Origin of the sequence: Streptomyces sp. NPDC017056, from assembly GCF_044332485.1 — a bacterium.
GTDB lineage: Bacteria > Actinomycetota > Actinomycetes > Streptomycetales > Streptomycetaceae > Streptomyces.
The window spans coordinates 101612-120089 of sequence record NZ_JBIRPD010000008.1; the positions used below are offsets into that span (position 1 = coordinate 101612).

Sequence of the window (18478 nt, forward strand, 5' to 3'; positions counted from 1 at the left end):
GACGGACGCTTCGGTCGGCCCGTAGAGGTTGTGCAGCTTCGGGCCCAGGACGGTCCGGCCGTGTGCGGCCAGCCGGGCGGGCAGGGCCTCGCCGCTGCACAGCACCCGCCGCAGACTCGTGCACCCGGCGGCGCCGGGCTCGTCCAGGAAGGCCCGCAGCATCGACGGCACGAAGTGCACGGTGGTCACCGCGTGTTCGCGGATCAGCGCGGCCAGGTACGCCGGGTCCCGGTGGCCGTCCGGCCGGGCGACGACCAGCCGGGCGCCGGAGACCAGCGGCCAGAAGAACTCCCAGACGGATACGTCGAACCCGTACGGGGTCTTCTGTAGCACGGCGTCGGAGGCGTCCAGCCCGTATTCGGCCTGGGCCCACAGCAGCCGGTTGACGATGCCCGCGTGCGGGACGACGACGCCCTTGGGGGTGCCGGTGGAGCCGGAGGTGTAGAGCACGTAGGCCGGATGCGACGGGGAGAGCGGTACGGTACGCGCGACGCCCGCCGTCTCCGGCCGGGGATTCCGTACGCCCTCCGGATCGTCCAGGACGCACACCGGCCGGGCCTCGTCCAGCATCGCCCGGGTGCGCTCGGCAGGGTGGCCGGGGTCGACGGGCAGGTAGGCCGCGCCGCTCTTGAGCACCGCCAGCAGCGCCACCACCAGCTCCACCGAACGCGGCAGCACGACGGCCACCACCCGCTCCGGCACCGCACCCCGCTCGGTCAGTGCGTACGCCAACCGGTTCGCCCACGCGTCCAGCTCCGCATACGACAGAGCCTCGCCCTCGGCGACCACGGCCACCGCATCCGGCGTCCGGGCCGCCTGAGCCTCGAACAACTCCGGCAGCGTGACCGGGGGCAGCGACCGCGCGGTGGCATTCCACCCCGACAGGACCGACTCCCGCTCGGCCGGGGACAGGACGGGGAGGTCCCCGAGCGTCCGCGAGGGGTCGGCCGCCACGGCCTCCAGCACCGAGACGAAGCAGGCGGCGATCCGCCGGGCCGTCTCCTGGTCGAACAGGTCGCTCGCGTAGTCGAGTTCGCCGCTGAGCCCGGCGGCCTCGCCGTGCGGCCCGGTCCGCTCCGTCACCGTGAACGCCAGGTCGAACTTGACGGCCGTGGTGTCCACCGGCACCGCGCTCACCGCCAATCCCGGCAGGCCGAGCGGCGCCTCGCCGGTGTTCCGCAGCGCCAGCATCACCTGGAACAGCGGGTGGCGGGCCAGCGACCTGACCGGCTCCAGCCGCTCCACCAGGTGCTCGAAGGGCACGTCCTGGTGGGCGTACGCGGACAGGGCGGTCTCGCGGGCCCGCGCCACCAGCTCGGTGAAGGCGGGGTCGCCGCCGGTCGCGGTGCGCAGCACGAGGGTGTTGACGAAGCAGCCGACCGCGTCGTCCAGCGCGTCGTCGGTGCGTCCCGCCACCGGTGTGCCGATGGGAATGTCCTCGCCCGCCCCGAGCCTGCCGAGCAGGGCGGCGAGCGCGGCCTGCACGACCATGAACAGGCTCGCGTCGCCGTCGCGGGCGAGGTCGGCGAGCCCGGCGTGCGCGGCGGCGCCCAGGGTGAACGGCACCCGGCCGCCCCGGTGGCGGGCCGTGCCCGTGCGGGGCCGGTCGGCGGGGAGCGCGAGTTCCTCGGGGAGGTCCGCCAGTGTCTCGGTCCAGTACGCCGTCTGTCGTGCGATCAGGCTGTCCGGGTCGGTGGGGTCGCCGAGGAGCCGGTGCTGCCAGAGGGTGTAGTCGGCGTACTGGACCGGCAGGGGCGTCCAGGTCGGGGCCTCGCCCGCGTGGCGGGCGGCGTAGGCGGCGGTGATGTCCCGGGCGAGCGGCAGGTTGGACCAGCCGTCGCCCGCGATGTGGTGCAGGACGACCACCAGGACGTGGTCGTCGGGGCCGAGCGCGAGCAGTTCCGCATGCAGCGGGGTTTCGGTGGTCAGGTCGAACGGGTGCCCGGCCGCGGCGGCGACCGCCGCCGCGAGACCGGCCTCGTCCACGGCGCGGCACGGCAGCGCGGGCGCGGTCCGGTCCGGGGCGAGCACGACCTGCTCGGGGGTGCCGGCGCTCTCGGGGTAGACCGTGCGCAGGACTTCGTGCCGGGTGACGACGTCGGCGAGGGCGGCGGCCAGCGCGGCGCGGTCGAGGCCGCCGCGCAGGCGCAGCGCGAGCGGCATGGCGTACGCGGCGCCGGCGCCGTCCAGCCGGTTGAGGAACCACAGCCGTCGTTGCGCGAACGACAGCGGGAGCGTGTCCGGTCGCGCGGCGGGGCGCAGGGCGGGCCGCGGCGTTCCTCCGGCGTCGAGCCGCGCGGCCAGGGCGGCCACTGTGGGCGCCTCGAACACGTCGCGTACTGCCAGCTCCACGCCGAGCACGGCGCGGACGCGGGACAGCAGCCGGGTCGCCAGCAGGGAGTGCCCGCCCAGGTCGAAGAATCCGTCGTCGATGCCGGGCCGTGCGCAGCCGAGTACCTCGGCGAACAGCCCGCACAGGATCTCCTCGCGGGCCGTGCGCGGCGCCCGGCCGCCGTGCGGCGCGGTGGGGCCGGGGGCGGGCAGGGCGCGGCGGGCCACCTTGCCGCTCGGGGTGAGCGGCAGCGCGTCCAGCGGCACCACGGCGGAGGGGACCATGAACTCCGGCAGCGTCCGGGCGGCGTGGACACGGAGTCCGGCCGGGTCCGGCACGGCCCCGTGTGCCGCGACCGTGTAGGCGACCAGCCTGCGGTCGCCTGGCCGGTCCTCGCGGACGACGGCCACGGCGTGGGCCACGTCAGGGTGCCGTGTCAGCACCGCCTCGACCTCGCCGAGTTCGATGCGGAATCCGCGCAGTTTGACCTGGTCGTCGGCTCGGCCGGCGTACTCCAGTGTGCCGTCGGCGGTCCACCGCGCGAGGTCGCCGGTCCGGTACAGGCGGGTGCCGGGCACGCTGCTGAAAGGATTCGCCACGAAGCGTTCGGCGGTCAGTCCCGGCCGGCCGAGGTAGCCCCGGGCGAGCTGCGCGCCCGCGAGATACAGCTCGCCCCGTACGCCTGGCGGCACCGGGCGCAGCCCGGCGTCGAGCACGTACACCGCCATGCCCGCGACCGGCCGGCCGATCCGGGGGCGCTCGCTGCCGGAGACCACGGCGCCGATCGCGTCGACCGTGCACTCGCTGGGCGCGTAGTAGTTGTGCACCTCGGTGGCGGGCAGTTCCCGCAGCCGCTGCCACAGGGCCGGGCCGGTGGCCTCGGCGCCGTGCAGGATCGCGGCGGGCTGGTGCCCCTCCGCGCCGAGCAGGCCCAGGCCGATCAGCTCCTGGGTGAGGGTCGGGGTGATGGACAGGTAGCCGATCCCGTGGGCCCGGACGTACGTGCCCAGGGCGGTGGCGTCGCGGCGGGTGTCCTCGTCGACGACGTGCAGTTCGTGGCCCGCGAGGAGGGCGAGGAGCTGCCCGACGCACAGGTCGAACGACAGCGACGCGGTGTGCGCCGCCCGCAGCCGGCCGCCGGCCGCCCGCGCCGCCGGGGCGAAGACGCGCTCGCGGTGGTTGGCGAACAGGTTCGCGATGCCGCCGTGCCGCACGACCACGCCCTTGGGCACGCCGGTCGATCCGGAGGTGTAGACGATGAAGGCGGCGTGGTCGGCGCGCACGTCCGGCATCGGGAACGGCGCACCGGCCGCGTCCGCCGGTTCCTCACTCCCGAGGAGGACGGTCTCCGCCTCGTGGTCCGCCAGCAGGCCGGGCTCGGTGACGAGCACCCGTATCCCGGTGTCGTCGAGCATGAACGCCAGGCGCTCTTGCGGATAGCCCGGGTCCAGGGGGACGCACGCCCCGCCGGCCTTCCAGATGCCCAGCATCGCCGGAACCATCTCCGCCGACCGGGTCACACACAGCCCGACCAGCGTGTCGGGGCCCACGCCGCGCTCCGCCAGCCGCCGGGCCAACCGGTCGGCCTTCGCGCGCAGTTCGGCGAACGTCAGCGTCGATGCGCCCGCGACGACGACGGCGGTCGCGTCGGGGGTCAGCGCCGCCTGCCGCTCGAACAGCTCGGGGACGGTGTGGCCAGGCGCGTCCTGCGGAGTGCCGGCCCAGGCGCCCAGAATCCGTTCCCGCTCCGGCGGGGAGAGGATGTCCAGTTCCCCGATACGCAGGCCGGGCGCGTCGGCCGCGGCGCCGAGCAGCCGTACGAAGCGGGCCACCAGTTCCTCGGCGGTGGCGTGGTCGAAGAGGTCGGTGCTGTACTCCAGGATGCCGCCGAGGCCCGCGGGCTCGCCGGCCGGGCCGCGCTCCTCGACGAGCCCGAAGGACAGGTCGAACTTGGCGGTGCCGACCTCGGCCATGTCCGGGCTCACCCGCAGCCCGGGCAGGTCGAGGCGGGGCCGGGCGTTGTTGTGCAGGGTCAGCATGGTCTGGAACAACGGGTGCCGGGCGGCCGAGCGGGCCGGGTTCAGCACCTCCACCAGGTGCTCGAAGGGCACGTCCTGGTGGGCGTAGGCAGCCAGCGCGGTCTCCCGCACCCGGCCCAGCAGTTCGTCGAAGGCCGGGTCGCCGGAGGTGTCCAGGCGCAGCACGAGGGTGTTGAGGAAGAACCCGACGAGGTCGTCGAGGGCGTCGTCGGTGCGCCCGGCGATGGCGCTGCCGAGCGGGATGTCGGTGCCCGCGCCGAGGCGGGTGAACAGGGCGGCGAGACCGGCCTGCAACACCATGAACAGGCTCGCGCCCGAGGTGCGGGCCAGTTCCTCCAGGCGGGCGTGCAGCCCGGCGCCGACGGAGACGGGCACGACCCCGCCGGTGTAGCCGGGCACCGCCGGGCGGACCCGGTCGGCGGGCAGTTCCAGCTCCTCGGGCAGCCCGTCCAGGGCCTGCGACCAGTAGGCGATCTGCCGGGCGGCCAGGCTGTCCGGGTCGTCCTCGCGGCCCAGCAGTTCCTGCTGCCACAGGGTGTAGTCGGCGTACTGGACCGGCAGCGGCTCCCAGCGGGGTGCCTGCCCGGCCCGACGGGCCGCGTACGCCTCGGACAGGTCCCGGGCGAGCGGGCCGTTCGACCAGCCGTCGCCTGCGATGTGGTGGACCACCACGATCAGCACGTGTACGTCGGCGCCGAGCGCGCACAGCTCCGCCCGCAGCGGCAGCTCGCGGGTCAGCTCGAAGCGGTGGGCGGCCGCCGCGACGACGGCCGCGGCGATCTCGGCCTCGTCCGCGGCGTGCCGTACCGGCAGCTCGACGGACGCGGCGGCAGGACCGGCGTCCAGGACGGCCTGCCGCGGCGTGCCGCCGCTGTCCGGGAAGACCGTGCGCAGGCTCTCGTGCCGGGCCACGACGTCGCCGAGCGCGGCGGTGAGCGCGGCGCGGTCGAGCGGACCCTCCAGCCGTACGACGAAGGGCAGGTTGTAGTTGGGGGCCCCTTCGAGCTGGTGCAGGAACCACAAGCGGCGCTGCGCGAACGACAGCGGCACCGTCTCCGGACGCCGGGGGAAGGGGCGGACCGGGGGGCGCCTGCGGCCCGCGCCGTCCTTCAGCCGGGCCGCGAGACCGGCCACCGTGGGCGTCTCGAACACGGCCCGTACGGGCAGTTCGGCGCCGAGCACGGTACGGACGCGGCTGACGAGGCGGGTGGCGAGCAGGGAGTGGCCGCCGAGGTCGAAGAACCCGTCGTCGACGCCGGCCCGGGGGACGCCGAGCACCTCGGCGAACAAGCTGCAGAGGATCTCCTCCTCCGGGCTGCGCGGCGGCCGGCCGGTGCTCGCCGGTGCCAGTGCGGGTGCGGGCAGGGCCCGCCGGTCCACCTTGCCGTTGCGGGTCAGCGGCAGCGCGCCGAGGGTGGTGAACAGCGCCGGGACCATGGGCTCCGGCAGCCGCCGCGCCAGGTACGCGCGCAGCTCCGCCGGGTCCGGGACGTCCGCTTCGCCGGCCGGTACGACGTACGCCGCGAGCCGTCGGTCGCCCGGCCGGTCCTCCCGTACCGTCACCGCCGCCCGCGCCACCGAGGGGTGGCCGGCCAGCGCCGCTTCGACCTCGCCGGGTTCGACCCGGTGGCCGCGGATCTTGACCTGTTCGTCGGCGCGGCCCGCGAAGACCAGCACACCGTCCGCGGTCCACCGGGCGAGGTCCCCGGTCCGGTACATGCGCTCCCCCGGCGTGCCGAAGGGGCAGGGCACGAAGCGCTCCGCCGTCAGGTCGGGGCGGCCGAGGTAGCCGCGCGCGAGCTGCGGCCCGGCGACGTACAGCTCCCCTGCCACGCCCGGCGGCACCGGACGCAGCCCGGCGTCGAGGACGTACGCCCGCATGCCGGTCATCGGCCGGCCGACGGGAACCGTGGCGCCGCCCGCCGTCTCACCGGGAGCCAGATGCAGGTCCAGGCACCCGACGGTCGCCTCCGTCGGCCCGTAGTGGTTGACGACGGCCACCTCCGGGTGGCGGGCGCGCCACTCCTCCAGGAGGCCGGCGGGCAGTGCCTCGCCGCCGAGCACGAGCTGCCGCACCGGGGCGAACCCGGCGGGCAGCGCGGCCAGCAGGCCCAGGTGGCTCGGGGTCGCCTTCATGAACGTCGCCGGGGTACGGGCCAGCAGCGCCGTCAGCCAGGGGTCGTCGTCCAGCCCGGCCACGACCGCGCACCCGCCGGAGGCCAGCGCCCCGTACAGGCCGGTGACGGCCAGGTCGTACGCCAGGGACGTGGGGACGAGGACCGTCCCGTCCAGGCCCGTGTACGCGTGCCGGGCGCGGGCCACGTAGTGCGCGAGGCCGCGGTGGGTGACCACGACGCCCTTGGGGCGGCCCGTGGAGCCGGAGGTGTAGATCACGTACGCGGGGTGGTCCGGCAGCGGCGGAGCGCTCCGGTCGGCGCCGGTGGGACGGGAAGCGGACTGCCGCTCCAGCTCCCGTACGGTGTCCGAATCGTCGAGCAGCAGACGGGCAGTGCCGGTGTCATCGGGGAGCCCGGTCGCAGCGTGACCGCTCGTCAGCAGCAGGGCGGGGGCGGCGTCGTCGAGCAGGCCGGCGAGGCGCGCGCCGGGCTGCGCGAGGTCGAGCGGCAGGTAGGCGGCGCCGGTCTTGAGCACCGCGAGCAGCGCGACGACCAGTTCGGCGGAGCCTGGCAGCGCGACGGCGACCACCCGTTCCGGGCCGATGCCGCGGGAGATCAGCAGGTGGGCCAGGCGGTTGGCCCGTGCGTCGGCCTGCGCGTAGGACAGTTCGGCGTCGGGCGCGGCGACCGCGCGGGCCTCCGGGGTGGCGGCGGCCTGCCGCTCGAACAGCTCCGGCAGCAACGCGGCGGGCCGGACATCCTCGGCAGCGGCTCCGCTGCCGCTCCACTCGGTCAGCAGGCGGTGCCGCTCGACCTCGCCGAGGATCTCCAAGGCGCCCAGCGGCAGGTCCGGGTCGGCCGCCACTGCCTCCAGCAGCCGTACGAAACGGGCCGCCAGCGCCTCGACGGTGCCCCGCTCGAACAGGTCGGCGCTGTAGCCCGCATACCCCTCGACGCCTGCGGGACCGCCCTCGGCGCCCACGGCCTCGGTCAGGTTGAACGTCAGGTCGAACTTGGCGGTGCCCGACTCCACCCGCTCGGCCTCGGCGCGCAGCCCGGGCAGCGCGTCCGGCGCCGCCGTCCGGCCGGTGAGCGTCAGCAGCACCTGGAACAGCGGGTGCCGGCTGAGCGACCTGGCGGGGTTGAGCACCTCCACGAGGTGTTCGAAGGGCACGTCCTGGTGGGCGTAGGCCGCGAGGTCCGTCTCCCGTACGCGGGCGAGCAGTTCGCCGAAGCCCGGGTCGCCGGAGGTGTCGGTGCGCAGGACCAGGGTGTTGACGAAGCAGCCGACCAGGCCGTCCAGGGCGTCGTCGGTGCGCCCCGCGACGGGGGAGCCGACCGGGATGTCGGTGCCCGCGCCGTGCCGGGTCAGCAGCGCGGCCAGCCCGGCCTGGAGGACCATGAACAGCGTCACCCCGTGGGCCTCGGCCAGCGCCGCGAGCCGCGCGTGCAGGGCGGCGTCCAGGCGCAGCGGCACGGTCCCGCCGCGGTGGCTCGCCACGCCGGGGCGGGGGCGGTCCGCGGGGAGGGCCAGTTCGTCGGGGAGCCCGGCCAGCGCGCGGGCCCAGTACGCCACCTGCCGCGCGATGAGGCTGTCCTCGTCGCGCTCTTCCCCCAGCAGGTCCCGCTGCCACAGCGTGTAGTCCGCGTAGGTCACCGGCAGCGGGTCCCAGGACGGCTCCTCGCCGCGCAGGCGGGCCGCGTAGGCGGTGGACAGGTCGCGGCCGAGGGGCACCATGGACCAGGCGTCGCCCGCGATGTGGTGCACCACCAGCGACAGCACGTGCCGGTCCGGGGCGAGCGCGAACAGCGCGGCGCGCAAGGGCGGTTCGGCGGTCAGGTCGAAGCCGGTGGCGGCGCTCCGCGCCAGGACTTCCGCCAACCCGGCCGCGTCGACGTCGCGTACCGGCAGGGCGACGGCGGCGGCACCGGGGCCGAGCACGACCTGCCGTGGCGCGCCGTCGATCTCGGGGAAGACCGTGCGCAGGCTCTCGTGACGCGTGACGACGTCGGTGAGCGCCGTCTCCAGGGCCGCCCGGTCGAGCGCGCCCTCCAGCCGCAGTACGAACGGCATGTTGTACTCGGCCCCGGCCTCCCGGCCCTCCAGCCGGTTGAGGAACCACAGCCGCCGCTGGGCGAACGACAGCGGCAGCACCTCGGGCCGCTCAGCGCGCCGCACCACCGGCCGGGCCGCCCCGCCCGCCTCCCGCACCGCGGGGGCCAGCCCCGCCACGGTCGGCGCGTCGAACAGGGCGCGGATCGGCAGTTCGGCGCCGAGGGCGGTCCGTATGCGGCTCAGCAGCCGGGTCGCCAGCAGGGAGTCCCCGCCGAGGTCGAAGAAGCCGTCGTCGACGCCCACCCGGTCCACGCCGAGGACCTCGGCGAACAGGTCGCACAGCACCCGCTCGGCCGCGTCGCGCGCGGGGCGCCGAGCCTGGCCCCGGGTGTACTCCGGGGCGGGGAGGGCGGCCCGGTCCAGCTTGCCGTTGGCCGTCAGGGGCAGCCGGTCCAGGACGACGACGGCCGCCGGAACCATGTGTCCCGGCAGGTGCCGCCCGGCGAACTCGCGCAGTGCGGCGGACTCGGGACGGGGGCCGTCGGCGGGCACCGCGTAGGCCACCAGCCGCCGGTCGCCGGGCCGGTCCTCGCGCAGCAGCACCACGGCCCGCGCCACGGCCTCGTGCCGGGCCAGCACGGCTTCGACCTCTCCCGGCTCGATACGGAACCCGCGCAGCTTGACCTGGTCGTCCGCCCGCCCGGCGTGGTCGAGCCTGCCGTCCGGGTGCCTGCGTACCCGGTCCCCGGTGCGGTACATCCGCTCCCCGGGGCGGCCGAAGGGGTCGGCCACGAAGCGTTGCGCGCTCAGGCCCGGCCGCCCGAGGTAGCCGCGGGCGAGGCCGGGTCCCGCCACGTACAGCTCGCCGGTGACGCCCGGCGGCACCGGCTGGAGGGCGTTGTCGAGCACGTACGCACGCAGGTCCGGGATGGGTTCGCCGATCACACTGCGGGGCGGTTCGGCGGCGGCGTCCCGCTCGTCCAGCGGGGCGTGGGTGACGTGCACGGTGGTCTCGGTGATGCCGTACATGTTCACCAGGCGCGGCGCGTCGGCCGGGTGACGCTCGTACCACTCGCGCAGCCTGCCGGGGTCCAGCGCCTCGCCGCCGAAGACGACCGTGCGCAGCGCCAGCCGCGCGGACCGCTCCGGGTGGTCGTGGTCTGCCCGCATCAGCGGGTAGAAGGCCGACGGCGTCTGGTTGAGCACCGTCACCCGGTGGCGTACGAGCAGGTCGAGGAAGCGCTCGGGGGAACGGCTCACGTCCTGCGGGACGACGACCAGCCGGCCGCCGTACAGGAGCGCGCCCCACAGTTCCCACACGGAGAAGTCGAAGGCGTAGGAGTGGAACAGCGTCCATACGTCGTCGGGGCCGAAGCCGAACCAGTCCTCGGTCTGCCGGAACAGCCGCACCACGTTGTGGTGCGGGACCGCCACGCCCTTCGGGGTGCCGGTCGACCCGGAGGTGTAGATGACGTATGCCGGGTGCGCGGGATCGAGCCGTCCGGCCCGCTCGGCGTCGGTCAGGTCGTCTCCGGGCCCGTCGGCGAGGGCGCGAACGGTGGCGTCGTCGTCCAGCCGCACGACGTCCGCTCCGTACGGGGTCCCGCCGGCCGGTTCGCCCGTGGTGACCAGGCATACGGGGGCGGCGTCACGGAGCATCAGCGCAATGCGCTCAGCCGGGTGCCCGGGGTCGACGGGCAGGTACGCGGCACCCGTCTTCACCACCGCGAGCAGGGCCACCACGAGGTCGGCGGAGCGCGGCAGCGCCACGGCCACCAGTCGTTCCGGCGCGGCTCCCCGCGTCAGCAGCAGCCGCGCCAGCCGGTTGGCGCGTTCGTTCAGTTCGGCGTAGGTCAGCTCGCCGTGTTCGGTGACGACGGCGAGGGCGCCGGGGGTGCGCGCGGCCCGCTCCTCGAACAGCGCCGGCAGCGTCGGGCCGGGGGCGTCGGCCTTGGGCGCGGCGTTCGCGGGCTGCCGCGCCGGCAGCACCTCGGCGCGCTCCTCGGGGAGCAGGAAGTCGAGGCGGCCGATGGGGAGTTCCGGGTCGGCCGTGGCGAGGCTTTCCAGTACGCGCAGGAAACGCCGCTGGTGCGCGGCGACCTCCGCCGCGTCGTACAGGGCCGGGTTGGCGTCGAAGTCGAGGTGCAGAGCGCCGCCGCCCAAGCGGTCGTCCACGCGGACGGAGAGGTCGGCGACGGGCCCGATGGACAGGTTGTGGGCGGTCCCCCTGGCCTCGCCGAAGGTCAGCTCGGAGGCGAAAGCCATGATGTTGACGGTCGGGCCGAAGAGGCGGCGTTCGCCGCCGCCCGTCCGCAGATCGCGGAGGACGTCCTCGTAACGGTACCGCTGATGCCCGAGCAACTGCCGCGTATCGGCGGACACTTGGCGGATCAGTTCCCGGCCGCTCAGGCCGGGCCCGACCTCCGCCCACAGGGGAAGTTCGTTGGCCATCGGCCCGCGGATGTGCCGGCCGCCGCCGGTCCGCGCGGTCACCGGGATACCGAGGGCCACCTCGTCGGCGCCGGTCATCCGGCCGAGGTAGAGCGCCGTGGCGGCGATCAGGGGGACGGGCAGGCCGACACGTAATCGCCGTGCCAGCACCCGCAGGCCGTCGGCGGTCGCGTCCGGTATGCGCACGCCGTGACGCAGGAAGCTCCGCGAGACCCGGGCCGTCCGGCCCGCGAGGGTCACCGGCTCGGGCCGGTCCGCCAGCCGGTCCAGCCAAAAGGCCCGGTCGCGCGCGAAGCGCTCCGACTCCCGGTACGCGGCGTCGTCGGCCAGCAGCAGGTCCAGCGAGCCGCTGCCGTCCTCGCGCTGCGGCGCCCCGGTGACCAGGGCCGTGTAGATCTCGGACACCCGGTGCGTGAAGAGCGCACACATGTGGCCGTCGGTGACGAGATGATGGGCCCGCAGGTAGAAGAAGCAGCGGTCGGTCCCGACCCGCAGCAGCGCCAGCGTCAGCGTCCGGCCCGCCTCCAGACCTCCCGGCCGGGCCGTCTCCGCCCGCATCCAGGACTCGGCCGCCGCACGCGGATCCGGCTCCGCGCCGACGTCGAGAACGCGGAACGCCCAGTCGCCGGCGGGCTCGTATGCCTGGTACGGCCCCTGGCCGTCGTCGGCGAAGCGGACGTTGAGTGTGCCGGTCTCCGCCACCGCCCGCCGCACCGCCGTTTCGAACGCCGGCAGGTCGAGGGGGCCCTCGATCTCCACGTACTCGGCGGTGTTGTAGCTGGGGCTGTCCGGATCGAGCTGCTGCGCGAACCAGATGCCACGCTGCGCAGACGACAGAGGCCGGTTGCGGTGCGGAGTACCGGGCACTACCCATCCCATCTTTCGGATGCCCGCCGGACGGCGGAACAGGTGGAAGCCGTAGTCGTGTGGTGTCTTGGGAGGGCGTGACGGACGGCGCCTGCCCGCGATCGGCTCAACGGGCCCGGAAGCGCACGCCTGGTGGGTTGATTTCGGGTCGGAGGGGCACAAGGTGCCCGACGCGGAGGACGATACAGAGGTTCAACATTCGAATACCACGTGCCTCACGTCACGTTTAGTGCCCCTACCACTGTGTTGCGGGTTGCCTTGGCTGGTCAGCGTGACAGACGTGAAGCCGGGTTCGCGGTTACCCGCAGTACAGGCCCGACGACCATGACGGGAACCGGCCGCTCGTCTCATACGGTTTGAGACATCACCGAGCGGCGGAGCCGCGCGGAGACGCCGCCCGCCCGCCGGCTCCCTCACTCACCGCGGCAAAGACCCGGCGACTGTCAACGCACCCAGATCTCGTAAAAAGAACCGCCCTTGTCCACGCAGTCGACCTCGCTGTACTGGCCGGTTTCGACGTAATCCTGACGCGCTTCGCTTTCACAGGCCCGCTCCGAGGAATACCTCCCGCCGCCGGCAACCTTCCTTGCTTGTTCTTGCTTGTTCTTCGAGTCGTGAGCTGGACGAGTCGTGAGCCGGATGCGCCCAGAAAGGGAATTTCCTGCCGACGCCGACGTTACGACCGGGCGCGGTCGTCCCGCACCGTTCCGACGTGATCTACGTAGCGCACTACGCAATTTCCACGTACAGAGACCTCCCCGGCCCGGGAGGGGTGATCAGCGGACGCCGGAAGCGGGCCGGCCCTTCGTCCGGTCCTCCGGCACCAACTCGGCCGGTCGAATGGCTGCTTGACGACGAAAGTAGACCGAGAATGCGTCACGAAAGCCGCGCCCGGCGCGATATTTTCGCGACCGGCAAACGGTTTGCCGTCGTCGTGTTTTACGAGAGAGCAGCGCCGCGCGCCGCCCGCGACAACGGCCGCGCACACCGAATACGAAGGAGCACCTTTCTTGACCACTCACCTTCGACGTGGCACCCGCCCGCGGATGCTGCTGGCGCTGATAACGGCGCTCTGCGGCATCGTCGGTGCCACCGCGCTCAGTACGGCCCCGGCGGCAGCCGCCGACCAACGTCACGCGATCTACGCCATCGCGCACCGGGTCGACACCCTGGACGGCGTGGACGCCGCGCTCAACCATGGTGCCAACGCCATCGAGATCGACGTCTGCGCCTGGTGGAACCCGAACGAATGGCGTGCCTGGCACGACTGTTCCTCGGCCGGTGAGAACCGGCTGGGCCCCAGCTTCGACAGCATGATCGACCGCATTCTCGCCAACGCCAACGCGGGACGCCGGCTGTCGCTGGTCTGGCTGGACATCAAGGACCCGAACTACTGCGGGGAGGCGCAGAACCGTACGTGCAGCGTCGCCGGACTGCGCGACAAGGCGCAGCGGCTGACGGCGGCCGGAATCCAGGTGCTCTACGGGTTCTTCGAGTACCACGGCGGTAACACGCCGGACGTCGGCGGCCGGGGCTGGAAGAGCCTGGAAGGCAAGCTCGGCAAGCTGGAGGGCATCACCACGACCGGGAGCCGCGACAAGGTCAGGAACGCCTTCAACCAGTCCGGTGCCGGGTTCCCGAACGGCCGCCGGGTGATGGACTACGGCGACAACAACATCACCAACGGGTTCGGCAACTGCACGGAAGCCACCTGGAACACGTGCGCGGAACTGAAGAAGGGCGCCGCGGACCGCGACGCCGGCCAGCTCGCGGCCACCCTGTCCTGGACGACCACCTACAACGACCCGTGGTACGTCGACAAGCTGCTGGGCGATGCGCGTGTGGACGGCATCATCGCGGGCTACGCCAACTTCACCGGGGAGCACGAGTACGACAACGGCTGGCAGTGCGCCAACGCCATCAACCTCATCCGTGACTGGGTGAACCGCCACGGCTCCACCCACCGCATGGCCAACAGCGGTGACCGCCTGTTCAAGTAGTCGGCGGCCGTAGACGGCGGCCGTAGTCGGCAGCCTCGGTGTCCTGCGGACGCTCTTGCCGGCCCCCGATGCGGTTGTCGGGGGCCCGACGATCAGATCCGGTCGGCGGCGATCAGCAGATACTGGAAGCTGCCGTTCTTGTACGCGGTCAGGAACGTCTCTTCGATGCCCGTGGCCAGCGAGGATTTGGCGCGCAGTTCCCAGTACGGGATGGTCGCCGCGGTGAGGTCCACCACGCCGGCCGGCACGAGCCGGTTGTTCGCCATCTCCCGGAAGTAGGCGGAGCGGGGGTGGATGTCGCAGATGTAGTGGGCGTTGATGGTCGAGACCTCGCGGGAGGGCAGCCCGTAGGTGTCGTTGTAGCAGCCGGTGATGGTGACGTACCGGCCGCCGCGGGTCAGGAGGCGGGCGTACTCGGCGAACAGGGTCGACAGGTCGACGTACATCGTGGACTCGTTGTTCCAGATGGCGCGGAACGAGCCCGCCTCGAAGCCGGTGTCGAGCATGTTCTTGAGGTGGAAGCGCACCTTGCCGCCCACGCCGTGCTTCTCGGCCTGCGCGGCGGCGAACGCCACCTGGGCCTCGGAGATGGAGATGCCGTCGACGTGGCAGCCGAACCGCTTGTTGGCGACCAGGCTGCCGCCGCCCCGGCCGCAGCCGGAGTCCAGGAGCCGGTCTTCGGGGGTGACGGCGCCGAGGCGGTCGGCGAGGAAGTCTGCCTGGGCGCACTCCAGGCGGTGCAGTTCCGCGATGGTGCGCTCGTCGCGGGTGCCCTCGGGCCCCTGGAGGACGGACCAGTCGACGTTGCCGATGCCGTAGTGGTGATGGTAAAAGCCGTCGACTTCTCCCAGGCGGAGGTTGACGGCGTTCCTCTCCTGGTTCCAGTAGTCGGCCACCGACTTCTGGTAGGGGCTGACGGCCGGGGCCGGTGCCGCGCTGCCGCGGTGCGCTGTGGTGGTCATGCGGTTGCCTTCTCTCACCAGTAGTTCGGCAGGGAGTAGCGGTAGGTGTTGGTGTGGTGCCATTCGTGGTTGCCGGCGACCCAGGCGGCGAGTCCGGTGGTGTAGCGGGCCAGGGCCGGGTTGGCGGCAGCCAGGACCGCGGCCTCGTCCTCGAAGGCGTGCATGATCTCGTTGTGGATGTCCACGGCCTTCAGGTACGCCTCCTTGAGCCCGCGGCGGTCCTCGGCGGCGAGCACCACCGGAAGGTTCAGGTGGTGCTCGTCGACGGCCATTTCCTTGGTGAAGGAGTACAGGTCGTTGACGAGCGTGGTGGCGTTGCAGGCCAGCGCGGTCACGCGTTGGACTTCGGGGCGGGAGTAGAGCGGCTCGGGCAGTTCGTAGCCGTCCACCGCGTCCACGATGGACAGGCACGGGCGGAAGTTGTTGAACTGCCGCATCACCAGGTACTGCCACACCGGCGGGGTGGTGTGGGTCTGCGCCCAGGCGCCCTCGGCGAGGTACCCCATGTGCAGGCGCGCCATGTCGTGGACGAACCGGGTGACCTGGCTGGGAGTGGCGACTCCCCGGTACGCCTGGATCGCGTCGGCGTAGGAGCGCAGCGGGGCGTCCGCGCCCAGGCCCTCGTTCCACTGTTGCTGGTAGGCGTCCGCGGTGTGCAGGGGGTCCAGGGCGCTCTGTGCGATGACGAGCCGGCCGCCCAGGCCGATGGGGGACCCGCCGTAGTCCTCGCAGTAGCAGTCGTCGACGACGTTCTCCGCAACCAGCAGTTTGCCCGCGACGACGAGGCGCTCCAGGTCGGCTGCCGCCGGGTGTTGCAGGACGACCGCACGGCCGACCTGGAATCCGGCGAAGTCCCCCGCCCATTCGGGAGGAAACAGGGCGAGGTCGCGGGCCCAGGCTTCGAGTCTCCGGTCCACCTCGGCGACCTTGGCCGGGTCGGCCGGCACGGCGGGCGGGCAGTACAGGCCCGGAATCGGGTCACCGGCGCGGGGCCCGGCCGCGGGACCGGGGTCGGGGTCGGGCCGGCCGTGGTCCGCGGGCGGCGGCAGGAGGGCCCTGGCCGCCGAAGTGCCCAGGCCGGTGGGGCCGCAGGGCAGCCACGCAAGCGAGGCACCGGCCTGGTCCGCCGCCTCGGGGCAGGCGGGAGCGGCGGACACCCGGGGTAGCAGCGACACCGTCTCAGCCCTCCTTCACTCGCCGGACCGGCTGCTCAGTCACGCGGTCGTACCTCGATGTTTTCGAGAATGCCGATCGCGTCGGGGACGAGGACCGCGGCGGAGTAGTAGGTGCTGACGAGGTAGGAGATGATCGCCTTTTCGTCGATTCCCATGAACCGGACGTTGAGTCCGGGCTCGACCTCGTCGGGCAGACCTGTCTGGTAGAGGCCGATGACGCCTTGGTCGTCCTCGCCGGTGCGCATGGCGATGACCGACGAGGTCTGGTGTTCCGTGATCGGGATCTTGCCGCAGGGCAGGATCGGCACGCCGCGCCAGGCGGGGATGTGGTGGCCGTCCACGTCGGCGCTGCTGATGGCGAGGCCGCGCTTGTTGCACTCCTTGCCGAAGGCGGCGATGGCGCGCGGGTGGGCGAAGAGGTACTTGGTCCCACGGCGCATGCTCAGCAGGTCGTCGAGGTCGTCCGGGGTGGGCGGGCCGGAGTGGGCGGGGATGCGCTGGTCGAAGTCGGTGTTGTGGAGCAGCCCGAATTCGCGGTTGTTGACCAGTTCCTTCTCCTGGCGCTCGCGCAGCGCCTCGATGGTCAGCCGCAGCTGCTGCTGTGTCTGGTTCATCGGCTGGTTGTAGAGGTCGGCGATCCTGCTGTGCACCTTCAACACCGTCTGCGCGACGCTCAACTCGTATTCGCGCGGGGAGAGTTCGTAGTCCACGAACGTGGTCGGCAGCGTCGGCTCACCCTGGTGGCCGGACAGGAACTCGATCGCGGCCTCGCCGGACTTGTTCGTCGGCTTCTGCGCGTCGCCACTGCGCTTGTCGACGTGCGACCGCAGCGCCTCGTGCTGGCCGGCGATCGTCTTGTACGCACTGTGCGGCAGCGTCAGGACCGTCACCGCGGTCGCCGCGCGAGCCGTGAACTGCCACTCGCCGTCCGCCTCCGCCAGCGCGTTGCCGCCGAAACTGTCGCCGTCCGACAGCCGGCCCACGACGGCCTCGCCCTCGTACTTGGCGGGCCTGACCTTGTCCACCCTGCCGTGCACGATCAGGAAGACGTGATCGGCCTTCCGGCCCTGCTGCACGATGAGCTGACCGGGGTCGAACTCCTTTTGGACGAACTTGTCGGCCAGCGCGCCCAACGCCGCGTGGTCATCGAATCCCCGCAGCAGCGGCAGCTCGGCCAGCTCTTCCGGGATGACGCGGACCTTGGACCCGCTCTTCTCGAACGTCACCTTCCCGTCCCCGACGGTGAACGACAGGCGCCGGTTCACCCGGTAGGAGCCGCCGGGGACGTTGACCCACGGCAGCTTCCGCAGCAGCCACCGCGAGCTGATCCCCTGCATCTGGGGTTCGGACTTGGTGGTCGTCGCGAGATTCCGCGCCGCCGCCGTGTTGAGGCTGAGCTGCTCCTGCGCTTCTTCCTGTGCCCTCGCGTCTGCTGATGGGCTCGTCTCGACAGTCATCGACTACCTCTCCCGGTCCGTGAGATGACCCGCCTGGCGCCGGCAGGGCAGACGTCACCGAGGGCCAGGCGCGGTCGCTTTCTGCATGCATTGGTAACGCATCGTGACGAATGGATGCGGCAGGCGCGCCAGCCCGGTCGGCCAGGCGGCCACTTCCCGAACGGCCGGTTGGTACACCCGATTACGTAGCGGCCCGGCTACGTAGTTGTTGCCGACGCCGCGTTCCCCGTCCCGGCGGCATGCTGGGGCCGGCAGTCAACGTAGAAGAGGGGAAGCGCGTGCTCAGCTCGCAACCGGCCGCCTCGGCTTCCGTACTCACCGCGCGCCGGGTGCGGGTGGTCGTCACGGCGCCCGATCCGATCAGCCGGGAAGGGGTCGTCAGTCAGCTGCGCCGGCATCCGGAGGTCGACCTCTGCGAGGACGGTTCCGCCGCCGTGGCCGTGCTCGTCGAGGACGTACTCGACGAGGCCGCGCTCGCCCGGCTGCGGCGGGTCGTGCGCAGCGAGGGGTCGCGGGTGGTGCTCGTCGTGGGGACCATCCGGGAGAACGAACTGCTGGACGTCATCGAGTGCGGTGCGGGAGCCATCGTCTGGCGCCGCGAGGCCACCGCGCACCGGCTGGTGCAGGCGGTGCTGACCGCGGCCGACGGCGGCGGTGATCTGCCCGCCGACCTGCTGGGCCGGCTCATCAGCCAGGTGGGGCGGCTGCACCGGGGCGGTGCCGACCATCCGGGGGCCTTCCTGGGCCTCACGTCACGCGAGGTGGACGTGGTGCGGCTGGTGGCCGAGGGGCTCGACACCTCGGAGATCGCCGCCAAGCTGTCGTACTCCGAACGCACCGTCAAGAACGTCATGCACGGCCTCACCACGCGCCTGCATCTGCGCAACCGCTCGCACGCGGTGGCGTACGCGCTCCGTGAGGGCTACATCTGACCGGACGGGCGGCGGGGCGCGGCCCTTGGGGCACGAGCGCTGCCCCGCCACCGTCCCCGACGTGCCTGCGCCCCGGGCGTCGCGGGGGAC

The 18478-nt window shown here is 73.0% G+C and carries 6 protein-coding genes (1 of these 6 only partly in view); 2 read left to right on the forward strand and 4 right to left on the reverse strand.

Annotated features, from left to right (window positions below):
- Window positions 1–11874, reverse strand: partial view of a non-ribosomal peptide synthase/polyketide synthase gene (locus tag ACH4OW_RS16540; protein ID WP_398028345.1) — the 5' portion only. It extends 11004 nt beyond the left edge of the window; only the first 11874 of its 22878 coding nucleotides appear in the window; it begins with the start codon at window positions 11872–11874; its stop codon lies off the left edge, out of view.
- Window positions 11875–12872: 998 nt separating this feature from the next.
- Between ACH4OW_RS16540 and ACH4OW_RS16545 the strand changes: the two genes are divergently transcribed.
- Window positions 12873–13862, forward strand: coding sequence for a phospholipase (locus tag ACH4OW_RS16545; RefSeq protein WP_360136496.1), 990 nt, complete (start codon window positions 12873–12875; stop codon window positions 13860–13862).
- A 92-nt stretch (window positions 13863–13954) separates the two neighbouring features.
- Here the strand turns inward: ACH4OW_RS16545 and ACH4OW_RS16550 are convergent, their stop codons facing one another.
- The 3 genes from ACH4OW_RS16550 to ACH4OW_RS16560 form a co-directional block, all read right to left on the reverse strand.
- Window positions 13955–14824 (reverse strand): geranyl diphosphate 2-C-methyltransferase, encoded by an 870-nt coding sequence (locus tag ACH4OW_RS16550; protein ID WP_360136497.1) that lies wholly within the window; start codon window positions 14822–14824, stop codon window positions 13955–13957.
- Window positions 14825–14838: 14 nt separating this feature from the next.
- Entirely contained in the window at window positions 14839–15873 is a 1035-nt protein-coding gene (locus tag ACH4OW_RS16555) for a family 2 encapsulin nanocompartment cargo protein terpene cyclase (RefSeq protein WP_398028669.1), read from the reverse strand.
- A 161-nt stretch (window positions 15874–16034) separates the two neighbouring features.
- Window positions 16035–17456: a family 2B encapsulin nanocompartment shell protein gene (locus tag ACH4OW_RS16560; RefSeq protein ID WP_398028347.1), complete on the reverse strand. Its 1422-nt coding sequence runs from the start codon at window positions 17454–17456 to the stop codon at window positions 16035–16037.
- A gap of 278 nt (window positions 17457–17734) precedes the next feature.
- On the opposite strand from ACH4OW_RS16560, the gene ACH4OW_RS16565 reads away from it, so the two are divergent.
- Entirely contained in the window at window positions 17735–18388 is a 654-nt protein-coding gene (locus ACH4OW_RS16565; RefSeq protein ID WP_360136500.1) for a response regulator transcription factor, read from the forward strand.
- Window positions 18389–18478 lie beyond the last annotated feature (90 nt).

What these genes read in the sequence shown, in the direction of transcription:
- ACH4OW_RS16550 (WP_360136497.1), bottom strand. Translation starts at nt 14,824, where the DNA reads ATGACCACCACAGCGCACCGCGGCAGCGCGGCACCGGCCCCGGCCGTC.
- ACH4OW_RS16560 (WP_398028347.1), bottom strand. Translation starts at nt 17,456, where the DNA reads ATGACTGTCGAGACGAGCCCATCAGCAGACGCGAGGGCACAGGAAGAA.